The organism is Kribbella sp. NPDC058245, from assembly GCF_042882005.1.
Classification (GTDB): Bacteria; Actinomycetota; Actinomycetes; order Propionibacteriales; family Kribbellaceae; genus Kribbella.
The window spans coordinates 28,452-53,606 of record NZ_JBHVWY010000019.1 but is presented as its reverse complement, the minus strand read 5'-3'; the positions used below and the strand labels follow the sequence as shown (position 1 = coordinate 53,606).

26 protein-coding genes are annotated in these 25,155 nt (G+C 67.8%); 7 read left to right on the top strand and 19 right to left on the bottom strand.

The window, feature by feature from the left end:
- Positions 1 to 84: 84 nt before the first annotated feature.
- From ACFVWG_RS34885 to ACFVWG_RS34870, 4 genes are read right to left on the bottom strand one after another with little or no spacing between them, the layout of a single operon-like run.
- A complete protein-coding gene (locus ACFVWG_RS34885; protein ID WP_391547740.1) occupies positions 85 to 936 on the bottom strand; it encodes a diacylglycerol/lipid kinase family protein in 852 nt (283 codons plus the stop codon).
- Positions 937 to 956: 20 nt separating this feature from the next.
- Positions 957 to 1,775: a twin-arginine translocase subunit TatC gene (gene tatC, locus ACFVWG_RS34880; RefSeq protein ID WP_391547739.1), complete on the bottom strand. Its 819-nt coding sequence runs from the start codon at positions 1,773 to 1,775 to the stop codon at positions 957 to 959.
- Between the two features lie 22 nt (positions 1,776 to 1,797).
- Complete coding sequence (locus tag ACFVWG_RS34875) at positions 1,798 to 2,097, bottom strand: twin-arginine translocase TatA/TatE family subunit (protein WP_391547738.1); 300 nt, start codon at positions 2,095 to 2,097, stop codon at positions 1,798 to 1,800.
- Between the two features lie 60 nt (positions 2,098 to 2,157).
- Positions 2,158 to 2,352, bottom strand: coding sequence for a hypothetical protein (locus ACFVWG_RS34870; RefSeq protein WP_391547737.1), 195 nt, complete (start codon positions 2,350 to 2,352; stop codon positions 2,158 to 2,160).
- Positions 2,353 to 2,469: 117 nt separating this feature from the next.
- Between ACFVWG_RS34870 and ACFVWG_RS34865 the strand changes: the two genes are divergently transcribed.
- Positions 2,470 to 3,660, top strand: coding sequence for a winged helix DNA-binding domain-containing protein (locus ACFVWG_RS34865; RefSeq protein ID WP_391547736.1), 1,191 nt, complete (start codon positions 2,470 to 2,472; stop codon positions 3,658 to 3,660).
- Here the strand turns inward: ACFVWG_RS34865 and ACFVWG_RS34860 are convergent.
- Both ACFVWG_RS34860 and ACFVWG_RS34855 read right to left on the bottom strand, forming a co-directional pair.
- Positions 3,657 to 4,628 (bottom strand): helix-turn-helix transcriptional regulator, encoded by a 972-nt coding sequence (locus ACFVWG_RS34860; protein ID WP_391547735.1) that lies wholly within the window; start codon positions 4,626 to 4,628, stop codon positions 3,657 to 3,659. The genes ACFVWG_RS34865 and ACFVWG_RS34860 overlap by 4 nt on opposite strands.
- Positions 4,621 to 5,577 carry a helix-turn-helix transcriptional regulator gene (locus ACFVWG_RS34855; RefSeq protein ID WP_391547734.1) on the bottom strand — a complete coding sequence of 319 codons (957 nt, stop codon included), beginning with the start codon at positions 5,575 to 5,577 and terminating at the stop codon, positions 4,621 to 4,623. Before ACFVWG_RS34855 ends, ACFVWG_RS34860 begins: the two co-directional genes overlap by 8 nt.
- Before the next feature lie 77 nt (positions 5,578 to 5,654).
- Between ACFVWG_RS34855 and ACFVWG_RS34850 the strand changes: the two genes are divergently transcribed.
- Together ACFVWG_RS34850 and ACFVWG_RS34845 are read left to right on the top strand one after the other, a co-directional pair.
- Positions 5,655 to 6,731: a DUF3866 family protein gene (locus ACFVWG_RS34850; RefSeq protein WP_391547733.1), complete on the top strand. Its 1,077-nt coding sequence runs from the start codon at positions 5,655 to 5,657 to the stop codon at positions 6,729 to 6,731.
- Between the two features lie 69 nt (positions 6,732 to 6,800).
- Positions 6,801 to 7,259 carry a hypothetical protein gene (locus ACFVWG_RS34845; RefSeq protein WP_391547732.1) on the top strand — a complete coding sequence of 153 codons (459 nt, stop codon included), beginning with the start codon at positions 6,801 to 6,803 and terminating at the stop codon, positions 7,257 to 7,259.
- Between the two features lie 33 nt (positions 7,260 to 7,292).
- Here ACFVWG_RS34845 and ACFVWG_RS34840 read toward each other — a convergent pair whose 3' ends face one another.
- From ACFVWG_RS34840 to pafA, 3 genes are all read right to left on the bottom strand, one after another.
- Positions 7,293 to 8,270, bottom strand: coding sequence for an FKBP-type peptidyl-prolyl cis-trans isomerase (locus ACFVWG_RS34840; protein WP_391547731.1), 978 nt, complete (start codon positions 8,268 to 8,270; stop codon positions 7,293 to 7,295).
- A gap of 142 nt (positions 8,271 to 8,412) precedes the next feature.
- Entirely contained in the window at positions 8,413 to 9,666 is a 1,254-nt protein-coding gene (locus tag ACFVWG_RS34835) for a GNAT family N-acetyltransferase (RefSeq protein ID WP_391547730.1), read from the bottom strand.
- Between the two features lie 51 nt (positions 9,667 to 9,717).
- Positions 9,718 to 11,079 (bottom strand): Pup--protein ligase, encoded by a 1,362-nt coding sequence (pafA, locus tag ACFVWG_RS34830; RefSeq protein WP_325056951.1) that lies wholly within the window; start codon positions 11,077 to 11,079, stop codon positions 9,718 to 9,720.
- Between the two features lie 264 nt (positions 11,080 to 11,343).
- Between pafA and ACFVWG_RS34825 the strand changes: the two genes are divergently transcribed.
- Positions 11,344 to 13,137 (top strand): DUF222 domain-containing protein, encoded by a 1,794-nt coding sequence (locus tag ACFVWG_RS34825; protein ID WP_391547729.1) that lies wholly within the window; start codon positions 11,344 to 11,346, stop codon positions 13,135 to 13,137.
- A gap of 58 nt (positions 13,138 to 13,195) precedes the next feature.
- On the opposite strand, the gene ACFVWG_RS34820 is transcribed toward ACFVWG_RS34825, so the two are convergent.
- The 8 genes from ACFVWG_RS34820 to ald form a co-directional block, all read right to left on the bottom strand.
- Positions 13,196 to 13,930, bottom strand: a complete 735-nt coding sequence (locus ACFVWG_RS34820; protein ID WP_391547728.1) for a pseudouridine synthase — start codon at positions 13,928 to 13,930, stop codon at positions 13,196 to 13,198.
- Complete coding sequence (gene scpB / locus ACFVWG_RS34815; protein WP_391547727.1) at positions 13,923 to 15,359, bottom strand: SMC-Scp complex subunit ScpB; 1,437 nt, start codon at positions 15,357 to 15,359, stop codon at positions 13,923 to 13,925. Before scpB ends, ACFVWG_RS34820 begins: the two co-directional genes overlap by 8 nt.
- Positions 15,356 to 16,342, bottom strand: a complete 987-nt coding sequence (locus ACFVWG_RS34810) for a segregation and condensation protein A (protein WP_391547726.1) — start codon at positions 16,340 to 16,342, stop codon at positions 15,356 to 15,358. The genes scpB and ACFVWG_RS34810 overlap by 4 nt, the downstream gene beginning before the upstream one ends.
- Positions 16,343 to 16,344: 2 nt before the next feature.
- Positions 16,345 to 16,710, bottom strand: a complete 366-nt coding sequence (locus ACFVWG_RS34805) for a hypothetical protein (RefSeq protein ID WP_132407981.1) — start codon at positions 16,708 to 16,710, stop codon at positions 16,345 to 16,347.
- On the bottom strand, positions 16,695 to 17,603 hold the full coding sequence (locus ACFVWG_RS34800; protein WP_391547885.1) for a ParA family protein: 909 nt from the start codon (positions 17,601 to 17,603) through the stop codon (positions 16,695 to 16,697). Before ACFVWG_RS34800 ends, ACFVWG_RS34805 begins: the two co-directional genes overlap by 16 nt.
- A gap of 330 nt (positions 17,604 to 17,933) precedes the next feature.
- Positions 17,934 to 19,193: a low temperature requirement protein A gene (locus ACFVWG_RS34795; protein ID WP_391547725.1), complete on the bottom strand. Its 1,260-nt coding sequence runs from the start codon at positions 19,191 to 19,193 to the stop codon at positions 17,934 to 17,936.
- 10 nt (positions 19,194 to 19,203) lie between these two features.
- Complete coding sequence (gene xerD, locus ACFVWG_RS34790; protein ID WP_391547884.1) at positions 19,204 to 20,130, bottom strand: site-specific tyrosine recombinase XerD; 927 nt, start codon at positions 20,128 to 20,130, stop codon at positions 19,204 to 19,206.
- Positions 20,127 to 21,242, bottom strand: coding sequence for an alanine dehydrogenase (ald, locus tag ACFVWG_RS34785; protein ID WP_391547724.1), 1,116 nt, complete (start codon positions 21,240 to 21,242; stop codon positions 20,127 to 20,129). The genes xerD and ald overlap by 4 nt, the downstream gene beginning before the upstream one ends.
- A 284-nt stretch (positions 21,243 to 21,526) precedes the next feature.
- Here ald and ACFVWG_RS34780 point away from each other — a divergent pair, with 284 nt between their 5' ends.
- Positions 21,527 to 22,357, top strand: coding sequence for an LLM class F420-dependent oxidoreductase (locus ACFVWG_RS34780; protein WP_391547723.1), 831 nt, complete (start codon positions 21,527 to 21,529; stop codon positions 22,355 to 22,357).
- Positions 22,358 to 22,497: 140 nt separating this feature from the next.
- Entirely contained in the window at positions 22,498 to 23,193 is a 696-nt protein-coding gene (locus ACFVWG_RS34775; RefSeq protein WP_391547722.1) for a DUF4386 family protein, read from the top strand.
- Positions 23,194 to 23,216: 23 nt separating this feature from the next.
- Here ACFVWG_RS34775 and ACFVWG_RS34770 read toward each other — a convergent pair whose 3' ends face one another.
- On the bottom strand, positions 23,217 to 23,648 hold the full coding sequence (locus tag ACFVWG_RS34770) for a cupin domain-containing protein (RefSeq protein WP_391547721.1): 432 nt from the start codon (positions 23,646 to 23,648) through the stop codon (positions 23,217 to 23,219).
- On the bottom strand, positions 23,638 to 24,378 hold the full coding sequence (locus tag ACFVWG_RS34765) for a hypothetical protein (protein ID WP_391547720.1): 741 nt from the start codon (positions 24,376 to 24,378) through the stop codon (positions 23,638 to 23,640). The genes ACFVWG_RS34770 and ACFVWG_RS34765 overlap by 11 nt, the downstream gene beginning before the upstream one ends.
- Before the next feature lie 77 nt (positions 24,379 to 24,455).
- Here ACFVWG_RS34765 and ACFVWG_RS34760 point away from each other — a divergent pair, with 77 nt between their 5' ends.
- A complete protein-coding gene (locus ACFVWG_RS34760) occupies positions 24,456 to 25,109 on the top strand; it encodes a hypothetical protein (protein ID WP_391547719.1) in 654 nt (217 codons plus the stop codon).
- Positions 25,110 to 25,155: the final 46 nt, after the last annotated feature.

Here is a 25,155-nt window from a genome sequence, read left to right as displayed (position 1 = left end):
ATGCAACTGATAGGAAGCTTTACTATCAGACGGAGAGCAGAGTTGAGAATAGTTCGCGAACAAATGTTTGTCAGCCGAGTGCAGTCAGGCGAGAACTGTGAGTGCGCCCGGCGCGATCGTGATGTCCACAGGGAGCGGACCCAGCGGCTCGCCGTCGCCGTACGCCGTGATCCCGGGTGACTCGATCCGCACGGACCGCCCCCGGTACGTTCGCACAGCCGGATGCCCGAGATGGGTGCCCTTGCCGAGCTTGGGGAACATCTGCAGCAGCGTCAGCCGCGAGACCGGCTGGATGATCGTGATGTCGAGCAGGCCGTCGGCGATGTCCGCGCCCTTGCAGATCTGCAGTCCCCCGCCGTACGTCGGTCCGGTGCCGACCGCGACGAGCATCGCCGGGCCCTCGATCACCTGGTCGTCGATCGTGACGACGTACTCGAGGGGCGTGAACGTGCGCAGCTCGGCGAGAGTCGCGACGGTGTAGCGGGCGTTGCCCTTGGGCCAGCTCATCGCGTTGGCCCGCCGGTTCACCAACGAGTCGAAGCCGCCGGCCACGACGGTGGTGATGAACTCACCCCTTGCGACGGCGAGGTCGATCGTGCGGGTCTTGCCGGCCACGATCAGGTCGGCGGCAGCGACCGGATCCTTCAGCGGTACGCCGAGGCCGCGGGCGAAGTCGTTACCGGTCCCGGCCGGGATGACGCCGAACGGCATCCCGGACTTGGCCAGCACCTGGGCACCGAGGTGGATCGTGCCGTCGCCACCGATCAGGGCGACCGCATCCGCGCCGGTGCTGACCACGTCGGCGGAGATCCGGCCGACGTCCTCGGCGCAGGTGGTCTCGTAACTGTCGACGGTCAGCCCGGCGGACTCCAGCCGCGCCCGGACCACCGGAGCCACCCGAGCACCCAAGCCGCGTCCGCTGGTGGGGTTGACCACCAGCGCGATCCTGCGCCCCACTATGCGGCTTCGAGCTCTTCGCCGCGAACCTTGCGGCGGCGGTCGTTGATGCGGGCAATGACCTCGGCCACGAAGAACAGCAGACACATCGGGACCGCGAGCAGGCACATCGTGAACGGGTCACCGGACGGCGTCGCCACCGCGGCGAACACGAAGATGACCAGGATGATGTACGGCCGGAACTTCCCCAGCGCGGCGGCCGGGACGATGCCGAGCATGTTCAGCAGGACGACGACCAGCGGTATCAGGAACGCGATGCCGAAGACCAGCATGGTCCGGATCACGAAGTCGAGGTACTTGCTGATCTCGACCAGGTTCTGGATCGCGTCCGGGGTGAACCCGAGCAGGATCTCGATACCCTTCGGCAGCGTCCAGTACGCGACCGCGAGACCGCTGGCGAACAGCGGCGCGGCGATCGCGGCGAACAGGTACGCCCACTTCTTCTCGCTGCGGTGCAGGCCGGGCGCGATGAACGCCCACAGCTGGAACAGCCACACCGGGCCGGACGCGACCAGGCCCATCATCGCCGAGACCTTGATCCGGAACGTCAGCGGATCGCCGACGCCCTGCAGCGTGAGCTGAGGCTTCAGCTCCCGCGCCTCGGCGTACGGCCGGATCGCGGTGTTGAACGGCTTGGTGAGGAAGTTGAAGGCCTCGTTGTAGAAGAACCAGGCGGCGATCGTGCACACCACAATGGCGAGCACACTGATGAGCAACCGGTTCCGGAGCTCGACAATGTGCTCGCGCAGGGTCATCCGACCCTCTTCGTCCTTCGGGCGGCGCTCCTTCTTCTCCTTGCGCCGTCCGAACCTCACCATCGACAAGACGTACTACTCGGGCTCAGTTGGCGGTGTGCGTGGGCGGCAGACCGTCGCCGGGCGCCTGGCCGTTGGCCTGGTTCGGCTGGGCCTGCGCCTGCGGGGCCGCCTGCTGCACCGGGGCCTGGACCGGCGGCACGCTGGCCTCCTCGGTCAGCTCCGCGTCCTTCTTGCGGGGGCTGACCTCTTCCTCCCAGATCTTCTTCGACTTGCCCAGCTGGCGGACCAGAGCCGGCAGCTTGGTCGATCCGAAGAGCAGCACGACGATCGCGAGGACGACCAGCCACTCGGCGCCCGAGGGCATCGTGATGAGCGGGTTCATGTCGGTCTCCCTTTCACAGAACTTCTACTCGTGGCTCACGCCGGAGTTTCGAGACGGATACTACGCCCGGACCCGGTCGTCCGCGCGAGGCTGCTGGACGGCGGCCGGTGGCGACATCGCAACGTCCAGCTTGGACTGGGCGGCACCCAACTCACGCAGCAGCGCCTTGGACTTGCCCCACAGCTTCTTCGCGAGCAGGGCGAGGACCAGGAGCCACACCGCCACGACCGCGAGGAAGAGCACGAGCCAGTACATAGCAAGGAGCCTATCTGGTTCCCCGCCACGGCCCACGTCGGCCGGGGCGTCCCGGCCGACAACGGTGTCGGAACGTGATGGTAAAACCAAGTGTCCACCGGGACTTGAAGGGGCGGGATGCGGCAGATCGGGGTCGAGGAGCGGCGGGCGCGGATCGGGCGCCGGCACCGTCTCGCAGTGTCGAACCAGGCGGCGGACGCGGCTGAGGCCGCTGCCGCCATGGTTGCGTTGCACGCCACGGATCCGGCCACCGTGCACCTTTCTGTGGCTGCGCGAGTGCCAGGCAGTGATGTCGCCGCTACGGAGCGTGCCCTGTACGACGAGCGCTCACTCATCCGCATGTTGGGCATGCGCCGGACCGTGTTCGTCGTACCGACGTCTTTCGGCCCCGTCATCCAGGCCGCCTGTGCGGACGACATTGCGGTCAAACAGCGCAAACTGCTGGTCAAGCACCTCGCGGAGGCCGGAGTGGCCGACGGTGTGGAGTCCTGCGGCACGTGGCTGCAGACCGTCGAGGAGTCCACTGCGACCGCGCTGGCCCTCCGGGGCTCAGCCACTGCACAGGAGCTGTCAGCGGACGAGCCCCGGCTGCGGACCCGACTCAACATGGCCGAGGGCAAGGCGTACGCGGCTGCGCCGTACGTGACCAGTCGGGTGCTGTTCCTGCTCGCTGCTGAGGGCAGGATCGTCCGCGGCCGACCTCTCGGCACCTGGCTGAGCAGCCAGCACCAGTGGTCTCCTGCGGCGGACTGGCTGACCGGTGGCCTGGGCGACAAGCCCGTGGCCGAGGAGGCCCGAGTGACGCTCGCACGCGCCTGGCTGACGTCGTTCGGGCCTGGCACGGCGGCCGACCTGCAGTGGTGGGCCGGATGGACCGGCGGCCAGACCAAGAAGGCATTGGCGGCGGTGGAGGCCGTAGAGGTCGATCTGGACGGTCAGGTGGGTTATGTGCTGCCTGGCGACGAGGAGCCCGAGGTTCCGGTCGAGCCGTGGGTAGCGTTCCTGCCTGCGCTGGACCCGACTCCGATGGGCTGGAAGGACCGCGGCTGGTACCTCGGCGAGCACAAGGCCAAGCTGTTCGACAGCACCGGCAACATCGGTCCGACGGTCTGGGCCGACGGCCGGATCATCGGCGGCTGGGGCCAGCCGGAGTCCGGTGAGGTGCGCTTCCAACTGCTCGAAGACGTTGGTCGCGAGACGCAGGCCCTGGTCGAGGCCGAGGCCGCTCGCTGGACCACTTGGCTGGCCGGAGTCCGAGTGACACCCCGTTTCCGGGTCCCGCTGGAGCGACAGCTGAGCCAGGGCTAGAAGTCGTACGCCGACAGCGCCTCGCGGGCCGTCTCGGCGATCTGGCTGCTCAGGTCGGGCGGATCGAGCACAGTGGCCGCACCGCCGAGGCGGAGGACCAGACGCTGCAGCCAGGCAATGTCTGCGACCCGGAGCTTGACGATGAGCGAGCCCTCGGGGCCCTCCTCGACAGACTCGTTCGGGTAGTACTCCGCGACCCAGCGAGCGGGCGGCGCGAGCCGGATCGTCGCCAGCAGGTCGCGCTCCGACGGCTGGAACATGCCGTTGGACAGGTCCCGCGGAGTAGCCTCCGGCGGCGGTTCACTCGGCAGGTCGAGCAGCTTGACGGCGGCGATCCGGTCCAGCCGGAACAGCCGCACGTCCTCCGCCAGCCGGCACCACGCCTCCAGATAGCTGCGCCCGTCGGACACAACCAGCCGCATCGGGTCCACGTCACGCTCAGTGGTCTCGTCCCGCGACGGTACGTCGTACGTCAGGTGCAGGCGTCTTTTCCCAGCCAGCGCACGGTTGACCGTCTCGGCGATCTCCGGTCTGGTCGGCTCGACGTGCACGTGAGCCGCAGAACCCTCGTGCGCCGCGGCAGCCTCACCAGCAGCTGTCTCCAGCTTGGCGATCGCCCGGTCGACGGCATCACGGTCGTGACCGCCAGTCACCTCGCGCAGCGTCCGCAGTGCGGTCAGCAGCGCCAGCGCCTCGTCAGCGGCCAGCCGCAGCGGCCGGGCCAGGTAGTCGGCGTTGTTGATGTGGATGACGCCTTCGCCCTCGGCGGACTCGATGTCGATCTCGATCAGATCGCCCATCTGAGCGCCGGGCAGACCGCAGAACCACAGCACCTTCAGGTCCGCGAGGATCTGCTTCGGCCGGACGCCGAACTCCTTCGCAACATCGTCGACCCGAGCTCCGTCGTTCTCCCGCAGGTACGGCACCAGGGCGAGCAGCCGCTGCACCTGGTCACGTGCGTTAGACACCGGCCACCGTCCGGAGTCTCCACAGCACACCGTCCAGCACGTCCCCAGGGCCCTCGACCACGGCATCCGGACCGTACGACGCGATCTCCTCAGCCAGTACGGCGGAGTCGGCGTACGGGACGTGCAGGAGGTCCCAGCCCTCCTCGTACGGCTCGATGGCATTGGCGCGGCGGCGCAGGCTGACACAGGAACCGGTGCGGGCCCGGACCTTCGCCTCGGACGTCGGACGCGGCGGAGCCAGCTCTGACACCAGCGAGCGCAGATCGGTGCCCTCAGGGACGGTGAACGCCCCTGCGTCGCCGACTGTCTTCACGTCACCGCCGATGCGCGACAGCCGGAACATGCGGGTCGCTTCCCGGTCGCGGTCGCGACCGACGACGTACCAACGGCCGTGCCAGGACACGATGCCCCAGGGCTCCAGAGTCCGCGTCATGGGCTCGGTAGCGCCACTGCGCAGGAACTGGAACCGCACTGCGGTCCGGCTGACCACAGCCGACCAGACGGTGTCGAAAGCAGGCTCTGACGCTCCGACATGTGGCTCGATCGCGCTCAGCGCAGACTGGTCGGTCTGGATACCGGCCGCCTTCAGCTTGAGCACTGCCGACGTGGTCGCCTCGGACAGCCCAGCGTGCTGCCAGACGCGCGCGGCAACACCCAGTACGGCGGCCTCGTCCGGCTCGAGCTGCACTTCGGGCAGCTCGAAGACATCCCGGCGGATCCGGTACCCGACGTCGTCGGAGAAGAACTTGTCGATCGTGCCCATCTCGATCGGGATGCCGAGGTCGCGTAATTCGTCCTTGTCGCGCTCGAACATCTTCTCGAAGGCATCGTCGGTCTGGCCCGCGTACCCCTCGACGACCTCGCGGATACGCTCTTTCGTCACGTAGGTGCGCGCGACCAGCAGGCAGATGACCACGTTGAGCAGTCGCTCACTCTTGCGCGCCGACACCCGACCACCTTACGGCCTTCGGCGGCCAAAACCCTCCTCCCCCACCGAACAGGTGTTCGGACGACTAGTGTCGGCCTGTGATTCGCTGGCGTGATGGTGTGGTGTCGCAGCTAGGTCGGAGTTGGACAGGTGCGGTCGAGCTGACGGTGCTGGTCGGAGAGCAGCCTGTGCGCGCGCTGGCCTACCCGGAGCTCGTCGGTACGCCGGTCGTGGGTGACCGCGTGCTGCTGAACGTCGGAGCGCTCGACAAGGGGCTCGGGACCGGCGGCTACGCCCTGGTGGTCGCCCTGCCCGACCGGCTGCCGGAGGACCCGCCGGAGGGCGGTCACCTGGTGAAGGCGCGCTACACACCCCTGCAGGCGATGGTGATGGGCGCGGACGACCAGGAGTCGCCGGACCACGACGTACTGCGCGATGCCGACGACCTCTTCGGTACGCCGGTCGTCGTGGCTGACCTGCACTCCGCGCTACCCGCTGTACTGGCTGGGGTTTATGAGGCCCGGCCGAACACTCGGGTCGTCTACGTGATGACTGATGGTGGAGCGTTGCCACTCGCGTTCTCGCGGACAGTGGCGGCACTGCGCGACAGTAGCTGGCTGAGCGGCACGGTGACGGTCGGTCAGGCGTACGGCGGTGACCGGGAGGCCGTCACGGTTCACACCGGGCTGCTGACCGCAGTGAACGTGCTGGCGGCGGAGCTCGTCGTACTGACGCAGGGACCGGGCAATCTGGGGACGGGGACTCGCTGGGGCTTCAGCGGAGTCCAGTCGGGTGAGGCGGTCAATGCGATCGAAACGCTCGGTGGTCGGGCCGTGGCGTCGCTGCGGATCTCTGAGGCCGACCCGCGACCACGTCACCGTGGGATCTCACATCACAGCCTCACGGCGTACGGGCGGGTCGCACTGCAGCCGGCGGACGTCGTCGTACCGGATCTGGACGGCGACTTCGGCGACGCGGTGCGTGACGCCGCCGAACCGCTCAAGGCGCGCCACCGCGTAGTACGGGTCAGTGTGGACGGTCTGTACGACGCCATGCTGGCCGCACCAGTGAAGCTGTCCACCATGGGCCGCTCACTCGACGAGGACCGCGCGTACTTCGAGGCCGCGGCCGCTGCGGGTCGTCACGCGGCAGGGCTCGTCGACGTACCGAAGTAGAGGTAGCACCACTCGGACTGTGGTCACAGGGCTCCTGAGTGCGACGCCGTACCGGGCGACTCTGGGAGCATGACAGTTCTCGCTCCCTCCCAAGCACCGCTGACCGCGCGGTGGGCCACCATGCTGTGGCTGCTCGCCGTCGGTACCGGAGTCGCGGAGTCCGTGGTCGGAGTCGTCGGCGCCGTCGGCGACAACGCACCCATGGCCGGCATAGCGGCCCAGATCGCCATCCGCACCCTGATCTACGGCGGCCTGTTCGTCGTCATCGACCGCTACTTCCGGTACGGCGTCAACTGGGCCCGCTACCTCCTGGCCGGTCTCCTCGGCACCGTAGGTATCGCCTCGCTCGTGATCGGCCCGATCGGCTGGCTCCTCGACCACGACCTCGCCGGCATCGACTGGTCAGCACAGTTCCTGCTCACCGCCGTACTGCGCAGCGTGCACGTCACCGCAGTGCTCACCGCACTCCTGCTGACCTTCACCCCCGAAACCACCCGCTGGTTCCGCAGCAACACAAAGACCGCCTGACCACGTGAGTGGTCAGGCGGCCTTCGGGAAGAACTACTGGCCCGGCTGCGGCGTCTGCTTGGGGGCCGGGAAGGCGTTCAGGATGTCGATCACGGCGAAGGCGTTGACGGCCTTGCCCTTGGCGTCCTTGGTCGCGGGGAGCTCGACCAGCACGCGGCTGCCGACCGGAATCCCGGCGAGGCCGTCGAGTGCACCGGCCTGGCCGCCCGGGCCGGGGCCGACCTGGAGCTGGTCGGTCGGCGCGCCCGGCTGAGCCGGTGCGGTCTGGCTGGCGGGCTGGCCGTCCCAGGTGCTGGCCTGCTTCTTGCCGGTGTAGTCGAAGACGACGTAGCGGCCGATCAGCTGGGTGCCCTTGTCAACCGGCTTGCCCTTGCCGAGCGCGATCACGACCGGCTTGCCCGGCTTGGCCGGCGGCTTGGTGCCGGCCGGAACGGTGACCTTGGGCTCGGCGTTCAGTTCGCCGGTGACCTTGATCTTGGTGTTCGCCGAGGTCGCGGGCTCGGCGTCGAGCTTGGTGTCGTTGGCCGCGGCCCCGACCAGGTCGACGACGAAGATCAGCGTGTCGTCACCCTTGATGCCGGCCTGCTCGTTGCCCGTCGCCTTGTAGCCCTTGTCGGACGGGATCGAGAGCATCACCCGGCTGCCGATCTTCTTGCCGACCAGACCCTCGTCCCAGCCGGGGATGACGCCGCCGGTACCGATCGGGAACGACGACGGCGCACCGCGGTCGTAGGAGTTGTCGAAGACCTTGCCGTCGCGCCAGATCTGGCCGAGGTAGTTCGCGGTGAGCAGCTCGCCCTTCTTCACCTCGGGACCGTCGCCCTCCTTGAGGACCTCGGTCACCAGAGCCTTGTCGGGCTCACCCTCGCGGTGCGTGATGGTCGGCTTCGCTCCGAAGTCCGACGTCACCTTGATCCCACCGGCCCCGAACTCGTCCTTCTTGTCGGAACCGCAGGCCACCATCGAAGACCCCAGGGCCACGACTGCGACCAGACTCAGCAACTTGCGCACGAACCAGCACCTCGAAACATCCCGGCGCGGTCTGCGCCATTCGATCGACGGGCAACAACGCGGACCACCCTAGCCTGCACACACAACCACGCCACCGGCCGCATGCGTCACCGTTGGGTCACACCACGTACAGTCACACGGTTCAGAAGCCCACTGCGTTGTGCGGAGCGCGGTCCGGTCGCAACACAGCGTCAAGACGAGACACTGCGCCCCTGGTGTGCTCAGTGATCCGGCCGGCGTTACGGAACTCGCTGGGCCGGACTCCGCCTAGGTACAGCGATCCCAGCTCACTCACGGTCAGGCTGACATCCACAGCCGCCCCCGGCGCCGCCGTACAAGCTGCTTCGTCTTTGCTGGTCTCAAGGCGCCAGCGCACACCGTCTACTTCCAGCACTAGTGAGTCGGTCGCTGCGTAGGTGCGGGCTGTTAGAGCGCGTTGTACGTCGAGGATGTTCAGCCAGAGGTTGTCACGCGTTCGGGCAAGCCTCAGTGCCCGCGAGTTCGTCAGCATCCAGCGGAGTGGTTCGTCGACCGGTCGCCGCGCCGCCACCACACGCTTAGTGAGGTCGAAGTCGAGCAGCAGGCCCCACAGTGCGCGGTAGGCGTCGTGGTTGAGTGCTTCGAAGGCCTCTACTTGTAGCTCACCCGCGTACTCAGGATCCGGCGACCATGGCAGCTGGAAGATCGCTGCGCCGTCCACCTGTCCTGCAGCGTCGCGGTGGATGAGGTGGTACGCCGGACCACCGTCAGCTAGACCACTCCACTTATCTGGCAGCGGGCTGACCTCACCGACGCGCACAGCTCGCACCTGCTCATGCAGCACCGGCCACACGGCCGCTGCCTCGGCACCGTCGACCAACTCCAACTGTCCCGGGTCGGTGAAGGGCGTCTGGAAGGAAACGTCGGTACGGCGGACCTCCCACCGGTGCTGGAATGTCGCGGGAGCGAACCCGTACCGGCCGTAGATCGTCGCCTCACTCGCACTCAGCCCGGCGAGGAACTCACCGCGCTCTCGGCAGTCGTCGAGCATCGCGGCCATGATCTTCCGCAACAGTCCACGACGCCGGTACGTCGGAAGCACGCCGGTCGAGGTCACGCCGCCCATCGGGACCTGTCGGCCACCGGGCAGCGTGATCTGCACCGAAACGATCGCGGAACCGCCGGCGATCTTGCCCTCCACGAAGGCCGCCTGCGGACGGAACCAGTCGGTCAGCAGCTCATCGGCGTACTGCTCGAGCTGTTCGGGCGTTGCCTGGCGCTGCGGCGGGTTGGCCGCGCGACCGGCGTACCAGGCCGAAGGCTCCGGCTCTTCCTGCGGGAAGCCGTTCACCCAGGGCAGGACGCGCAGGTAGTCCTTGGCCTCGGCGCGAGTGACCGGCCGGATCTCGATCGTCATGCAGTCTTTCTAGACGGTCCAGATCGGCCGGGCACTCGATTAAGACAACAGCTACATGCTGGCGATGAGCTTCTCGACGCGCTCGTCGTGGGACTTGAACGGGTCCTTGCAGAGCACCGTGCGCTGGGCCTGGTCGTTGAGCTTCAGGTGCACCCAGTCGACGGTGAAGTCGCGGCGGCGCTCCTGGGCCCGCTTGATGAACTCACCGCGCAGGCGAGCCCGCGTGGTCTGCGGCGGCACCGACTTGGCCTCGAAGACGCGCAGGTCATCGACCACCCGCGTCACCGCGCCCCGGCGCTCAAGCAGGTAGTAGAGCCCACGCGGCCGGTGGATGTCGTGGTACGCCAGGTCGAGCTGGGCGACCCGCGGGCTGGCAAGACCGAGGTTGTTCTGCTGGCGGTAGCGCTCGATCAACCGGTACTTGATCACCCAGTCGATCTCGCGCTCGATCCCGGACAGGTCGCCGGACTCGATCGCCTTCAGGCAGCGCTCCCACAGGTTCAGCGCCCGCTCCACGGCCGGGGTCCCCAGCTCGCGGCGGTCGACGAAGTCGCGCGCCTTGTTCAGGTACTCACCCTGGATGTCGAGTGCGCTCGCCTCACGACCGTTGGCCAGCCGCACCTCGCGGCGACCGGTCATGTCGTGGCTGATCTCGCGGATCGCCCGGATCGGGTTGTCGAGAGTCAGGTCGCGCATCACGATGCCGGCCTCGATCATCCGCAGCACCAGGTCGGTGCTGGCCACCTTCAGCAGCATCGTGGTCTCGGACATGTTCGAGTCGCCGACGATCACGTGCAGCCGACGGAACCGCTCGGCGTCCGCGTGCGGCTCGTCGCGGGTGTTGATGATCGGCCGGGAGCGCGTGGTCGCACTGGAGACGCCCTCCCAGATGTGCTCGGCCCGCTGGCTCACGCTGTACACCGCACCGCGCGGCGTCTGCAGCACCTTGCCGGCCCCGCAGATCAACTGCCGGGTGACCAGGAACGGGATCAGCACATCGGCCAGCTTGGCGAAGTCGCCGTGCCGGCTGACCAGGTAGTTCTCATGGCAGCCGTAGCTGTTACCGGCCGAGTCGGTGTTGTTCTTGAACAGGTAGACGTCACCGAAGATGCCTTCGTCGTGCAGCCGCTTCTGTGCGTCGACCAGCAGCCCTTCGAGGATCCGCTCACCGGCCTTGTCGTGCGCGATCAGGTCGGTGACCGAATCGCACTCGCCGGTCGCGTACTCCGGGTGGGAGCCCACGTCGAGGTAGAGGCGTGCCCCGTTGCGGAGGAAGACATTGCTGCTCCGCCCCCAGGACACAACCCGCCGAAACAGGTACCGCGCCACCTCGTCGGGGGTCAGTCGGCGCTGACCGCGAAAGGTACACGTGACGCCGTACTCGTTCTCCAGTCCGAAGATTCGCCGGTTCACATCCACCACACTACGTCCCGCCTCCGACAACCGTGCGCTGTCTCAGGCGCGCCGCCGCCCGGCGTTATCCCTTTGTGGTCTGTTGCGTGGCCCATCCACAACCCCGGCTATCACTTGCATCGCCTCCAGGTTCCGGTACGACGACCTGCTGCCGCTGCCGCCGATCGTGGTCACCAAACGGTCGCGACCATCCGCGACCCCGGAGCTGAATCGATCGCTCCCTCTCGATTTTGCATAATCGAACAGATGTTCTAATGTGACTGCATGACCCCGCCTCAAGCCTGCGTATCCGACGAGTCCCCGCATGCCGGGTCCGCCGGCACGGCGCTCGGGGGCCTGGTCACCGAGCGGCGCTGGCCAGCTGTCTTCACGCCATGGACAGAGCCCGCTCCACCGGACCATCTGATCGAGGTCCCGGACGAGTTCGAGATCACCGAAGACGACCTGTACGACGACGTTCCGCCGCTCTCGAAGGTCGACGACCTGGAATGGGAGCTGTGGTCCGGCGTTGACCAGGACGAGGCAGAGCTGGAGATGCTGCGTCGCGAGGCACCGGCCTGGGTTTTCCTTCCGCCAGGTGCAGAACTGGCGGCCGCGCTCGAGAACGTCCGCCCACAGACGCTGTCCCCGATGGCCCTGATCGAGTTCATCAAGGCAACGGAGCGGCTGGCGGCCTGGTCCGCGGCGATGAAGGCCTCGGGCATGGCGTCGTTCTATCGCCAACGCAAGGCACAAGCAGCCGAGCTGCACCGCCCGACCACGCTCGACTCCTCCGGCCGTCCCGTCGACCCCGAGCGATCCTGGGCGGCGGAGATCGGCGCCGCCCTCCACCTCTCGACCAACACCACGGTTCGGCACCTGGAGACCGCCCTGCGACTGACCGGACCCCTGGCCGCAACACTGACCGCGGTGCGTACCGGTTCGCTGTCCTGGTCCAAAGCCCTGGCAATCTCCGAGAGCACCCGAGATCTGACCGACCATGACGCACAGGCCGTCGAGTCCCACGTACTGCGCCGGGCACCCTCCCAGACCAACGCCAACCTCCGCAAGTCCTTGCGCACCCAAGTCGCCAAACACGCCGCCGAGACCGAAGCCGACCGCCACCGTGCGGCAGTCCCGGGCCGCACGTGCAAGATCGTGCCCCTGCCCGACGGCATGGCCGGCCTCTGGGTCGTTCACACCGCCGACAAGATCCAGGAGATCTTCGTGGCTGTCCAGGCCATGGCCGACCTCACCAAACGAGACACCCCAACTCCGCCCAGCAAGCCGACCGCCCACAAGCAGGCGCCTGCCGACGACCAGGGTCACCCGGCCCAGTCCGACGTACCGGCCGCCGCTTCATCCACTGACTCGCAACCGGAGAAGCGGACCGCGGAGCAACGCCGTGCGGACGTCGTCGTCGATGTCTTCGGCCACATCCTGTCCAACGGCCTCGACTGGCTCGGCCGCCGGCTACCGGATCGACACCGACGCAGGCCACACATCGAGGTCGTGATTCCAGCGAGCACCTTGCTCGGGCTGGACGATGACCCCTGCGAACTCTCCGGCTACGGCCCGATCCCCGCAGAAATGGCTCGACGGATCTCGGCCAACGGCACCTGGCGCCGGCTGCTCACCGATCCGATGAACGGAACCGTCCTCGAGGCCTCCACCACCAGACACGACCCAGGCACGCTCGTGAGCGAAACCCTGCTGGCTCGGCACCCGGTCTGTGCCTGGCCCGGCTGCAACCGTTCGTCGCGCGAATGCGACCGCGACCACGGCACCCCGTTCGCCGTCTCTGGCCAGACCAGCCTCGCCGGCCTCGCGCCACTCTGCGAGTACCACCACGTCATCAAGGACACCCCCGAGTGGGGTTGGACCACCACCAACCACCCCGACGGATCCCTCACCCTGACAACACCCACCGGACACCGGTACACCACTGTTCCGCCGGCCCGGGGCCCAATGACCCAACACTCGCAAGCTGCGCGACACACCGCATCCGTCCAGCCACCCCGATCCGGCCAGCCGACCGGCACCGGCCCTCCGCCGTCTAGCTACTCGCCGCCGTACTAGCTGGTCGCCGATACCCAGCGTCCCGTATCGGCCGCGCAGCCAAGGGGGTTCGGCGCTCTCAGAGGTCGACGATGTCGAGGAGCTGGCCGAGTTCCTTGGGGTCGAGCTCGCGGAGTTCGCCGGTGTGCAGGTTGCCGCGGCGGACCGGGCCGATGGCGGTGCGGGTGAGGCGCTTGACCGGGTGACCGATGGCGTCGAACATGCGGCGGACGATCCGGTTGCGGCCCTCGTGCAGGGTGATCTGGACCAGGGTGCGGCCGCGGATGCTGCTCATTTCCTTGACGGTGTCGGCCTGGGCCGGGCCGTCCTCGAGGTTGACGCCGTCGAGGAGACGGCGGAGGGTGCCCGGCTTCACGTTGCCTTCGACCTCGGCGACGTACGTCTTGGAGACCTCGTACGACGGATGCGCGAGGCGGTGCGCGAACTCACCGTGGTTCGTGAGCAGCAGCAGGCCCTCGGTGTCGGTGTCGAGCCGGCCGATGTGGAACAGCCGCTCCTCGCGATCCTGTACGTAGTCGGCGATGCACGCACGACCCTGCGGATCGGACATCGTGGTGACGACACCGCGCGGCTTGTTCAGCACGAGGTACGCGTGCGCACTGGTCGGCGGGATCCGCTCACCGTCCACCCGGATGACCGAGACCGCCGGGTCCACCCGCTTCCCGAACTCCGTCACCACCGCGCCATCGACCTCGACGCGCCCCTGCTCGATCAGGATCTCGGCATTCCGCCGGCTCGCGACCCCGGCCTGCGCCAAAGCCTTCTGCAGCCGAATACCCTCGTCCTCACTCACCCCGCTCACGCAACTCTCCATCACCATTAGGTACGTCGGCCGCGGAGTCGATCTCCTCGGCAGTCTGGTCGTACGGATACCACCGACTAGGTGCATCCCCCGAACCCACAACCGGCGACTCATCGCCGTCGGACACGTCGGCGCTGCCGCCGGAGTAGGTCTCGTCGGCGGAGTCCTCGGCGCTCAGGTCGCTTTCCTCATCCGCAGGATCCGACGTGGTGGACTCGGCGATCGAGTCGCCCGAACCAACCTCCCCGACCGCAGTTGCACCGTACTCGGACTCGTCGTCCTCGTCGCCGTCACTAGGCGTCGGATCGACGGAGGCGATCACCCCAGTCTCGCCGTACTCGGACTCGTCATCCTCGTCGTCCTCGTCGTCGTCTTCGGGGGCTGGGGCGATGGGCGCCGGGGCCAGGTCGTTTTCGAGGGGAGTGTTGTCGTCCTCGGGCTCTGGCTCGGGCTCGGGCTCGGGCTCGGCGGGCGTCGTACCGTCGGGTGCTGCTTCCTCTGTGGCCGGTGGGAGGGACTGGGCGGCCAGTTCGTCCTCGATGTCGTCCATGTCGGGCAGGTACGGCGCGAGCTCGGGGAGGTCGTCGAGGGACTGCATGCCCATCCGCTCGAGGAAGTAAGACGTGGTGCGGTAGAGAGTCGCCTGCGAGTCGGTATCCGAACCGGCCTCTTCCACGAGCCCGCGGGCGATCAGCGTCCGCATGACACCGTCCACGTTCACACCACGGATCGCGGAGACGCGCGCGCGGCTGACCGGCTGCTTGTACGCAACCACGGACAGCGTCTCGAGCGCCGCTTGGGTGAGCCGCGCCTGCTGCCCGTCGAGCACGAACCGCTCAACGAACGCCGCAGCCTCTGGGCGCGTGTAGTACCGCCACCCACCACCGATCTCGCGCAGGTCGAACCCACGCCCTTGCTCGGTGTACTCAGCCGACAACCCACTCAGCGCCGCCGCCACATCACCCGTCGGCCGCCCCACCGCCCGCGCCAACGTCAGCACCGGCAACGGCTCGTCCGTCACCATCAAAATCGCCTCAAGCGCCCGCCGCATGGTGTCGTCATCGATCACCACCTCGTCGCCGGTCGGCACCTCCGTCTGCCCCGGCGGCAAATGATCCTCATCCCCCGGTACGTCGCCGCCCTCACCCGGTACGCCGTCTCCCGGCTCAGCGTCCTCACCCGGTACGTCGCTTTCCGGGGCAGCGTCCTCGGCATCGGGGTCGGCGTCGTCCCGCCCACCGGCCTCGGAGGTGGGCGCATCATCAGCAGACGCGAGCTCGGAAGATCCGTCCGCGTCCTCCACTGACGGGATGTCGATTGAGGGCTCGTCCGGGTCAGCCTCGCCCGAGGTAATGACCGCGTTCGACTCCTCTGGTGAGGGGACGTCCAGCTCGTCTGTTGTTGGGGGGTGTTCGGTCACTGGGGCACCGTCTCGTGGGGTGGTTCGGGCTGGGCGGGAGCCTCAGGGGTGGTGTCTTCGGTCAGGGAGTCGCCTGGTTCCAGGAAGGAGTCCTCGTCGGTGACTATGGGGGCTTCGCCGTCGTCGGAGGCCGGGAGGCCCTCCTCGTCGAACTCGTCGCTGACGGCGATCTCGCCGTCGTCGGTACCGGTCCAGCGGATGGTGAGTTCACCGAGCGGCGTGACCTGGTCGAACGCCACGTCGGCCGAGCGGAACAGCTCCAGCAGCGCGAGGAACCGGCAGACCGTGGTCACCGTGTCCGGCGAGTCCGACACGAGCATGCGGAACGTCGTGGTGCGCTGCCGCCGCAGCCGGTCGACGATCACGAGCGCCTGCTCGCGAACCGTGACCGCGGGCGCGTGCAGGTGGGCCAGGGACACACCCTCGGGGACGATGTCCTTACGCGCCATCGCCTTCTGCGCAAGCAGCATCAGGCCGTTCGGGTCCAGGCCGAGCAGCACCTCAGGAAGCAGTTCCGCGAACCGCGGCTCTACACCGACAGCGCGCGGGAAGCTCTTGGCCTGCGTCGCCATCCGCTCCTGCACCAGCGCCGCGATCTGCTTGAAGGCGCGGTACTGCAACAGCCGCGCGAACAGCAGATCCCGCGCTTCGAGCAGCTCGAGATCCTCGCTGTCCTCGACCTCGCCCTTCGGCAGCAGTCGAGCCGCCTTCAGATCCAGCAACGTCGCCGCGATCAGCAAGAACTCTGACGTCTGATCAAGATCCCAATCAGACCCGAGAGCCTTGATGTGCGCGATGAAGTCGTCCGTGATCACCGACAAGGCGATCTCGGTGATGTCGAGCTTGTGCTTGCTGATCAGCTGCAGCAGCAGGTCGAACGGTCCGTCGAAGTTCACCAGGTGAACCTCAAAACCCTTGCCCTCGGCAACAACCGGTACGGTGCCCGAACCGGCCGGCAGGTCCAACGGCAGGGAGTCGGACACGGTCACTCCGACGCCTTGAGCCGCCGTACCAGCACCGAGTCCGGTCCGTGGTCGACGAAGTCGGCCAGCAGGACGTCGATCGCCTCGCGCACGATCCGGCCGCGGTCCGCGCTGAGGCCGTGTTCGGCCCGCAGCGCCAGCCGCACCTGTTCCAATCCGAGCAGCTCTTCCTCCGTCACGTACACGGTGATCTTCGTGTCGTGGCGGATCCGTCCACTGGACTTCCGGTCGTCGGCGACCGCCGTGCGCGAACGCACGGAACTCGAAGCCGGTCCGTCAGTGGTGGTGCGCTTCTCGGGTCTGGTCTGCTGCGGTGCCGCACCCCCGAAGAGTTCACTGGCACCTGGCAGGCTCACCCGGCGGGACAACGCGCGAGCACCTCCTTGGCAAGGTCGCGGTACTGCGTGGCCGCTTGGGACGAGGGCGCGTACGTCGTGATCGGTTCGCCGACGACCGTGGTCTCGGGGAACTTCACGGTGCGCCGGATGACAGTGTGGAAAACCCGCTCGTCGAAGGCCTGGACGACGCGGTCGAGCACCTCACGCGCGTGCGTGGTGCGCCCGTCGAACATGGTGCCGAGGATGCCGACGATCTCCAGCTTCGGGTTCAGCCGGTCCTGCACCTTGCCGATCGTGTCGGTCAGCATGGCCAGACCACGGAGCGCGAAGAACTCGCACTCCAGCGGTACGACGATGCCGTTCGACGCGGTCAGCGCGTTCACCGTGAGCAGACCGAGCGACGGAGCGCAGTCGATCAGGATCACGTCGTAGTTGGGGATGATCGGCTCGAGCACGCGCTGCAGCGTGTACTCCCGGGCGACCTCCTGGACCAGCTGCACCTCGGCCGCGGACAGGTCGATGTTGGCCGGCAGCAGGTCGAGGTTCGGCACCCGGGTCGCCTGGATGACCTCGGCCGGGGTGATGTCGCGCTGCATCAGAAGGTTGTAGACCGAGAGCTCCAGGTCGTGCGGCTGCACGCCGAGCCCGATCGAGGCGGACCCCTGCGGGTCGAAGTCGATCAGCAGCACCTTGCGGCCGGTCTCGGCGATCGCGGCACCGAGGTTGATCGTGGTCGTGGTCTTGCCCACGCCACCCTTCTGGTTGCACATGGCGATGACCTGCGCCGGACCGGTCTTGGTCGGCGGCAGGACTTCCGGCAGGTCCGGCAACGGACGGCCGGTCGGCCCGATCTTGCGCGGGCCGCTGGGATCGCTCACAGGTGCAAGGTCCTCCGCGGTGAGCTTGGCCGTGGGCCTGGGCATCGCCGCATAGTTCTCGGGTGGGGTCAACGTGGTGCGCTGGGGCGGCGCGCTTGGTTCGGCAGGTGTCACCGCCGGCGGCTCTTGCGAAGCGCCGCCGAGGTGCTGCTCGGTGCCCGGGAATGTCGACTCGTTCATGACTCGCCAAACCTTTCAACCGATACGGGCGACGCCTGCGACTGTAAGCGTGCATTCAAGCACTCTCAAGCGGCCACTCCGCACCCGGGTCGAGCGGTTTCCGGTCGGCATTCCACAGTAGACCGATCACCCCGTCGTGGTGACCGACCGTGAGCAGATCATTGCACACCGTTCCGGCAAGCCCAGCACCGGGGTCTAGCGTTTCACGAGCCGGGTGTAGCCGGCCAACCAGGTCGGTACGACGGCCGCCAGCGCGGCCAGCGCCCAGCCCGGCAATCCGTGCCCGAGCACCGCGATCAGCACGGCCGCGAGCAGGCAGGGCAACTGCCAGCCGAGGAACCACCGCAGCCGCACCCGGCCGATCACCCCAGCCACTCCGCTGATCGCGCAGTACAGGGCGAGGCCGCCGAAGAGGTACCAGCGTTCCTTGGTCTCCGGGTGCTCCCCGGACTCCGCGATCAGCCCACCCAGTCCGGCCGCCATGGCGAGGATCGCCCCGGTGACGCCGAGGTGGGCGAGCAGTGCGGCCCACGGCTGCAGCGGGGTGGTGCTGCGCGGCGCAGGGGTGAACCCGTACAACGTGGTGAGCTGCCACAGTTCGATCACGAGCCAGAATGCCGCCAGCGACGCCGCCGCCACCCGCCAGTCCCACTCCAGCGCCGTATCGGCTGCGACCACCTGTGCCAGCGCCTCACCGAGGACGATGATCACGAACAGTCCCAGGCGCTCGTCCAGATGCCCTCGCTCGACCTTCGCCATCGAGATCAGCGGCGGCTGCACCGGTACGTCGTCGGGCCGGCCGAACGGCAACCGGTAGAACCATCGATCGCGGCGCTGCTGCTTGTCCTGCTCCCGCCGGATGCTGTCCGCGCGTTGCTCCATTGCCTTGGGGTTGCGGGCGCCCATCACCGAGAACAGCAGGTCCGCGGCGATCCCACCGAGCCAGAGCCAGTACGCCGTCTCCGGCCGCACGAGGAGAGCGACGACCCATGGCACGGCCGACACACCCTGCGTAGCCGGCCAGAAGCCGATGACCTTGCCGTCACTGCTGGCCGACCGTGACGCGAGGCCGCGGCAGAGCAGGAACGCGATGGTGAACGCGATGGTCCGGCTGTCTCCGGATGCTCTGGCACTGAGTTCGGCAGCGCCGTGCTCGGGCAGCAGTCCCGGCCAGACGCCCGGAGCGGCCGCGGCCATCACCCCGATGCCCAGCATCGTCCACAGGACGGTCCGGCGGCGGGTGCGCTCGCCCGCCACGTTCGCATAGACGCTGGTCGCGGTCCACACACTCCAGACCGCGTAGAACATCGCTGCGCAGATGGCGACCTGGCCGACGGTCTCGGCACCGTGCAGGCGGTGCGAGATCTGCGCCGCCGCGGCCACCACGGTCAGATCGAAGAACAACTCCAGCCAACTGGCATGCCGCTCTTCAGCCGCCCCCGTCTGTTCACTCACGCGATGAACCTTAAAGGGCGCGCGGGTGTGACGTTGCGTAGACCTCACGGAGCTTGTCGACGGTCACCAGCGTGTAAACCTGCGTCGTGGTCACCGACGCGTGCCCGAGCAGCTCCTGCACCACCCGTACGTCGGCGCCGCCGTCCAGCAGGTGAGTCGCGAACGAGTGCCGCAGTGTGTGCGGGGAGATCTCTTTCGCGATCCCGGCCCGCTCCGCCGCGCGCCGCAGCACCGTCCAGGCACTCTGCCGCGAGAGCCGACCACCACGCGCGTTCAGGAACAGTGCGTGCGTACCGCGTCCCCGTCCGACCAGGTCAGGACGGCCACGCACCTGGTACGCCGACAACGCGTTCAGCGCGTAGGTGCCGACCGGAACGACCCGCTCCTTGCTGCCCTTACCTCGCAGCAGCACTGCACCGACCTCCAGGTCGATGTCGTCCACATCGAGCCCCACCGCCTCCGAGATGCGCGCACCGGTCCCATAGAGGAACTCCAGCAGCGCAGCGTCCCGAGTAGCCAGTACGGCGGGCTCCGCCTCCGCACCGGCCGCGGCAGTCAGGATCCGGCTCACTTCGTCGACGGACAACGCCTTCGGCAACCGCTGTGGCGGAGCCGGTGGCTTCACGGCCGCAGCGGGATCCACTGCGGTCAGCCCCTCACGCAGGCAGAACTTGTGAAAGCCGCGCACTGCGACGAGAGTGCGGCCCGCGCTGGAGGCGGTGAGCGGCGGATGGTCCTCATCGCCCTCACGCAACCGCATCAGGAAGTCACTGACCACTGCCTCGGTGACCTGGCCGAGCTCGGTGATACCGGTCGCGGCCAGGTGAGCGTCGTACCGGCGCAGATCACGCCGGTACGACGCCAGGGTGTTCGCGGCGAGACCGCGTTCGACCGTCAGGTGGTCGAGGTAAGCACCAACCGCACGGCTGATGCTCAGACCAGGACCTCGTCCAGCTTGAGCTGGGAGACGTCGTGGGCGTCCGCGACGGGGCCGTAGGTGATGTGGCCGTCGTAGGTGTTCAGGCCGAGCGCCAGGCTGTGGTCGCGCTTCAGCGCCTCGCGCCAGCCCAGGTTGGCCAGCTCGATCGCGTACGGCAGCGTCACGTTGGTGAGCGCGTACGTCGACGTGTTCGGGACCGCGCCGGGCATGTTGGCGACGCAGTAGAACAGCGAGTTGTGCACCTGGTAGACCGGGTCCGCGTGGGTGGTCGGACGCGAGTCCTCGAAGCAGCCGCCCTGGTCGATCGCGATGTCGACGAGCACGCTGCCCGGCTTCATCCGGCTCACCAGCTCGTTGTCGATCAGCTTCGGCGCCTTGGCACCGGGGACCAGCACCGCACCGATGACGAGGTCGGCCTCCAGGGCCGCACGCTCGATCTCGTAGGCGTTCGAGGCGATCGTCAGCAGGTGGCCCTGGTAGATCTGGTCGGCCTGGCGGAGCCGCGCGATGTTGCGGTCGAAGAGCTGGACCTGCGCCTGCATCCCGAGCGCGATCGCGGCCGCGTTCATGCCGGAGACACCGGCGCCCAGGATGACCACGCGGGCCGGGTGCGTGCCGGAAACTCCGCCGAGCAGGACACCACGCCCACCACCGCTGCGCATCAGGTGGTAGGCGCCTGACTGCGGCGCGAGCCGGCCGGCGACCTCGCTCATCGGGGCCAGCAGCGGCAGCGAGCCGTCCGGTAACTGAACCGTCTCGTAGGCGATGCCGGTGACGCCGGCGGTCAGCAGAGCGTCGGTGCACTCCTTGCTGGCGGCCAGGTGCAGGTACGTGAACAGCACCTGGTCCTTGCGCATCCGGTGGTACTCCTCGGCGACCGGCTCCTTGACCTTCAGGATCAGGTCCGCCTCGCCCCACACCTCGTCCGCGGTGGGCACGATCCGCGCCCCGGCCGTGACGAACTCCTCGTCGGGGATCAGCGATCCGCTGCCCGCGTTCTGCTCGATCAGAACCTCGTGCCCGTGGCGCACGAACTCGTGCACACCGGACGGCGTGATGGCCACCCGGTACTCGTGGTTCTTGACTTCCTTCGGAACTCCGACCTTCACTGCTTGCCCTTCTTTCCTTCCAGGAGGACGGCGCACATCGTTGTGACCGCGGCCCGGCGGTGAGCGGATGATGCCAGGTCGGTGCCGAGTGTATGCCTGCTCAGGCCATACCACCTGATCGGTTGGTCTGATGGACATGTGACTGACAAGTAGCGGGCAAGTCACCTTTGACGTGACAACCATCATTGACGAGACCGCCGTCCCATCGGAGATGCTTGCACCTGGCAGTACTGCCCGACCGCTCCGGGTTGTGCCTGACAGTGGGACGACGAGAGGGGTACGACGTGGCGATCGAACTGGGACGCTTCGGGGTCTGGCACGGTGCGCAGCACTGGGGTCCGGAGCTCGCAGCCTCGCTGGAGCAAGCCGGGTACGGCGCGCTGTGGCTGGGCGGGTCCCCGGGAGCCGGTCTGCGCGACGCCGAGGTGTTGCTGGCCGCAACGAGCTCTGTTGCTGTCGGCACCAGCGTGGTGAACATGTGGAAGTCGCCGGCCGAGGACGTGGCGGAGTCGTACCACCGCCTCGAGGAGGCCGCGCCGGGACGCTTTCTGCTCGGAGTGGGCATCGGGCACCGGGAACGGAGTGCTGAGTACAAGTCGCCGTACGAGACGATCGTGTCCTACCTCGACGAGCTGGACGACGCCAAGGTGCCGGTCGAGCGGCGGGCGCTGGCCGCGCTCGGTCCGAAGGTGCTGCAGCTGTCCGGCAGCCGCACCGCCGGCGCACTCCCGTACCTGACCACTCCGGAGCACACCCGGGAGGCACGGCGGACGCTGGGCGGCGGAGTGCTGCTCGCACCCGAGCAGAAAGTTGTGCTCGAAACGGATGTGGACATCGCCCGAACGACTGCCCGTGACTACCTGGCCAACTACCTTGCGCTGAGCAACTACGTGAGCAATCTGAAGCGGCTCGGGTTCACCGATGAGGATGTCGCTGACGGTGGTAGCGACCGGCTGGTCGACGCCCTGGTGCTGCACGGGTCAGCGGTGGAGATCGCCGAGGGCCTGAACGCCCATCTGGAGGCTGGCGCCGACCATGTCGCGATCCAGCAGTTGGGGCGCGAGGGCATCGATCTACTGCCTGGTTACGAGGCCTTGGCAACCGTTCTCCAATAGGGTGCGCCGTGCCGTCCGCCGACGCGCTCGTTCGCCGGACGGCACCCCTCTACGGCACCCCTTGACGGCTGGCCGAAGCGGAGGAATATCAGCAGTAGACGCACCACATTTCGTGGTGTGCACACTGGAGGTGTTTCCCCATGACTGAGCGACACGAGTTGCGGTGGGGTGGCTTCGCCGGGCTGGCGTTTGTCGTCCTGGCTCTCCTGGGCAGGTTCCTGCCCGGCAACCCACCGAACGTCGACGAATCACAGAGCACCATCACCGCCTGGATCGCCGACAACCGCGGCATTATGCTCACCAGTGCGCTGATGTGGGCCGCGGCCGGCGGGTTGGTCATCTGGTTCGCGTCCGCCTTCGCCGAGGCGATGCGGGAGCGGGAAGAGCGCAGCGACGTCCACCTGGCGCTGCTGGCAGGTTCGGTGCTGGTCGGTGGTGCGATCTTCGTCAACGCGGCGATGACCGGCGCGACCGCCTTCGGTATCGACGGCCGGGACGCTGCGCTCACAACGATGATGTACGAGACGACGTCGGTCCTGACCACGATGATCGGGTTCGCCGCAGCTCTGCCCCTGGCCGCGGCCGGAATCGGAGTGATGCGCACGCACCTGATGCCGAACTGGCTCGGTTACCTGGCCCTGCTGGCGGCGGTGGTGTCCGTCGTCGGCTCGTTCGGCATCTTCGCTTCTACCGGCACATTCGTTGCCGGTGGCTTCCTGATGACGGGTGTCCCGTTGTTGCTCTCGGCACTCTGGATCGCCTGCGCCGGCGGTTACATGGTCCGTGAGCACCTGCCCGAGCTGACGACGGGGGAGGCCGCCGTACCGCAGATGTGAAGGCTGAGTCGCCCGGCTGTGTCTTACATCGAGAAGTCCTTGAAGTCGAAGCCGGGCGACACCACGCACGACACCAGTACTGCATGATCCCCGGCCGGCCTGGCTGCCTGCCACGCGCCGGCCGGGATCACCACCTGCGGCTGCTGTCCGGCCGCCACGTCAGTTCCCAGCGTGACCGACACGGCCTGCTCCGGCGATTCGCCGTACTGGAGTGTCAGTGGTCCGCCGGAGTGCCACAGCCAGATCTCTGCCGACCGCACCCGGTGCCACGCTGACTCCTCGCCCGGTCCCAGCAGGAAGTAGATGGCCGTCGCGCTGGCCCGGTCACCGTCGTACCCGTCGGGCTGGAACGTCACCTCGGACCGCCAGGTCTCGCGGTACCAACCACCTTCCGGGTGCGCCTCGAGGTCCAGCAGCTCCGCGAGCTCCGGCCGCTTCACGTCATCAGTCGCCATACCCAGAACGGTAGCCACTGCCTTCCACCAGCCGGCGGGGCAGGGCGCCGGACTCGATGCCGAGGTCGGCCTTGAACGCGTACGACGACATTGCGAGCGCTGACCAAGGCAGGAGGTCCCGCAAGGTGTCAGCCGTCGCAACTGGTCGTTGCTGCAGTACCTGGGCCAGCTCCTGAGTGAACTGCGCCGCATCGTGGTCAGCGATCGCCCGGAGCACAGGCGGTGCATCCGGATCCAGCGGCTCACCTGCGGTGATCGCCAGGTAGCCACGGATGTCAGGGGACAGGTCGTCGACCGGGAAGCTGTCGGTGAACTCGATCAGCCGGAGCAGCAGCTCCTCATCCCGCAGGATCACCGCCAGCTCGAAGGCCTTCGTCCAGTCCTCCAGCCGCAGCTCCTCGTCGTTCTGCTGCTCGAACCCAAAGCCCACACCGAGGTACTCGACCCAGCAGTGCACCACGTCCCCGGCCGGCGTCCAGCAGGCGTCCAGGTAGCGCACTGCCAGCTCGGCTGCGGTACGCAGTGCGACCCACGTCTCCCGGTGCTCGATCCGCCGATCGACGGTGATCGACCGGGCACTCACGTAGTCCAGCAGCTTCTCGGCGGCGAACTTGATCCGCTCCGGCCCGCCGCTACCGGCACGCGCGACGAACTCCCCGAAGACAGGCCGGAACCCGGCCACACACTCCGCAGCCGCCGCCCCCAGCTTCGGATCCCACTCCAGCCCCATGCGCGGGACGGTAGTGCCTCGGCAGGTTCCTGCAATTGCGATGGCCTGTTGCGGCCAACCCCGGCAGACTGCGGCGCATGACCGAACTTCCGTCGCAGTACCACCGCAACCTCCCGTACGGCGAACGCATGTCGGCCGACGAGTTCATCGGCCACCCGTTCTTCCCGTTCGAGGGTGATGTCCGGGTCGTGCCACTGGACGAGCCGGTGATCCCGGAGCCGCCGCGGGCCGGTGAGCCCGGCGGTAAGCCGTGCATCTCGTGTGAGAAGCCGGACTGGTCAGTGATCTGGCGTGACGAACAGTGGAAGCTCAAGACCGGGTTCGGGCCCGACGGTCTGCCGTTCGTCGCGATCCTGGAGCCGCGGGAGCACTACCGGCTCGACAACCTGCCGCCGGAGCTGACCGCGACGCTGGGCGTGATGATCCAGCGCGTGACCGGTGCGATCGGCCGGATCGACGCCGTCGGACGGACCCACTTCAATCGGTGGGGTGACGGGAGTGAGCACTTCCACCTGTGGTTCCTGGCGCGGCCGCTCGGGATGATGCAGCTCCGCGGTGCAAACATCGCGAGCTGGAACGACATGCTGCCGAAGGTGCCGGCCGACGTACACGCTGGCTATGCCCGGCTGGTCGCCGCCGCCCTGGCTGGGGGGGGGGGGGAGGAGGGTGGGGTTTGGCTTGGCGCGGGGGGGGGGTTTTTGGGGTCAAGGCGAAAAAAAACCCACCACTAACGCACCCAGCAACCCCAACCACTCCGACCAAGGCCGTGGGTCACCT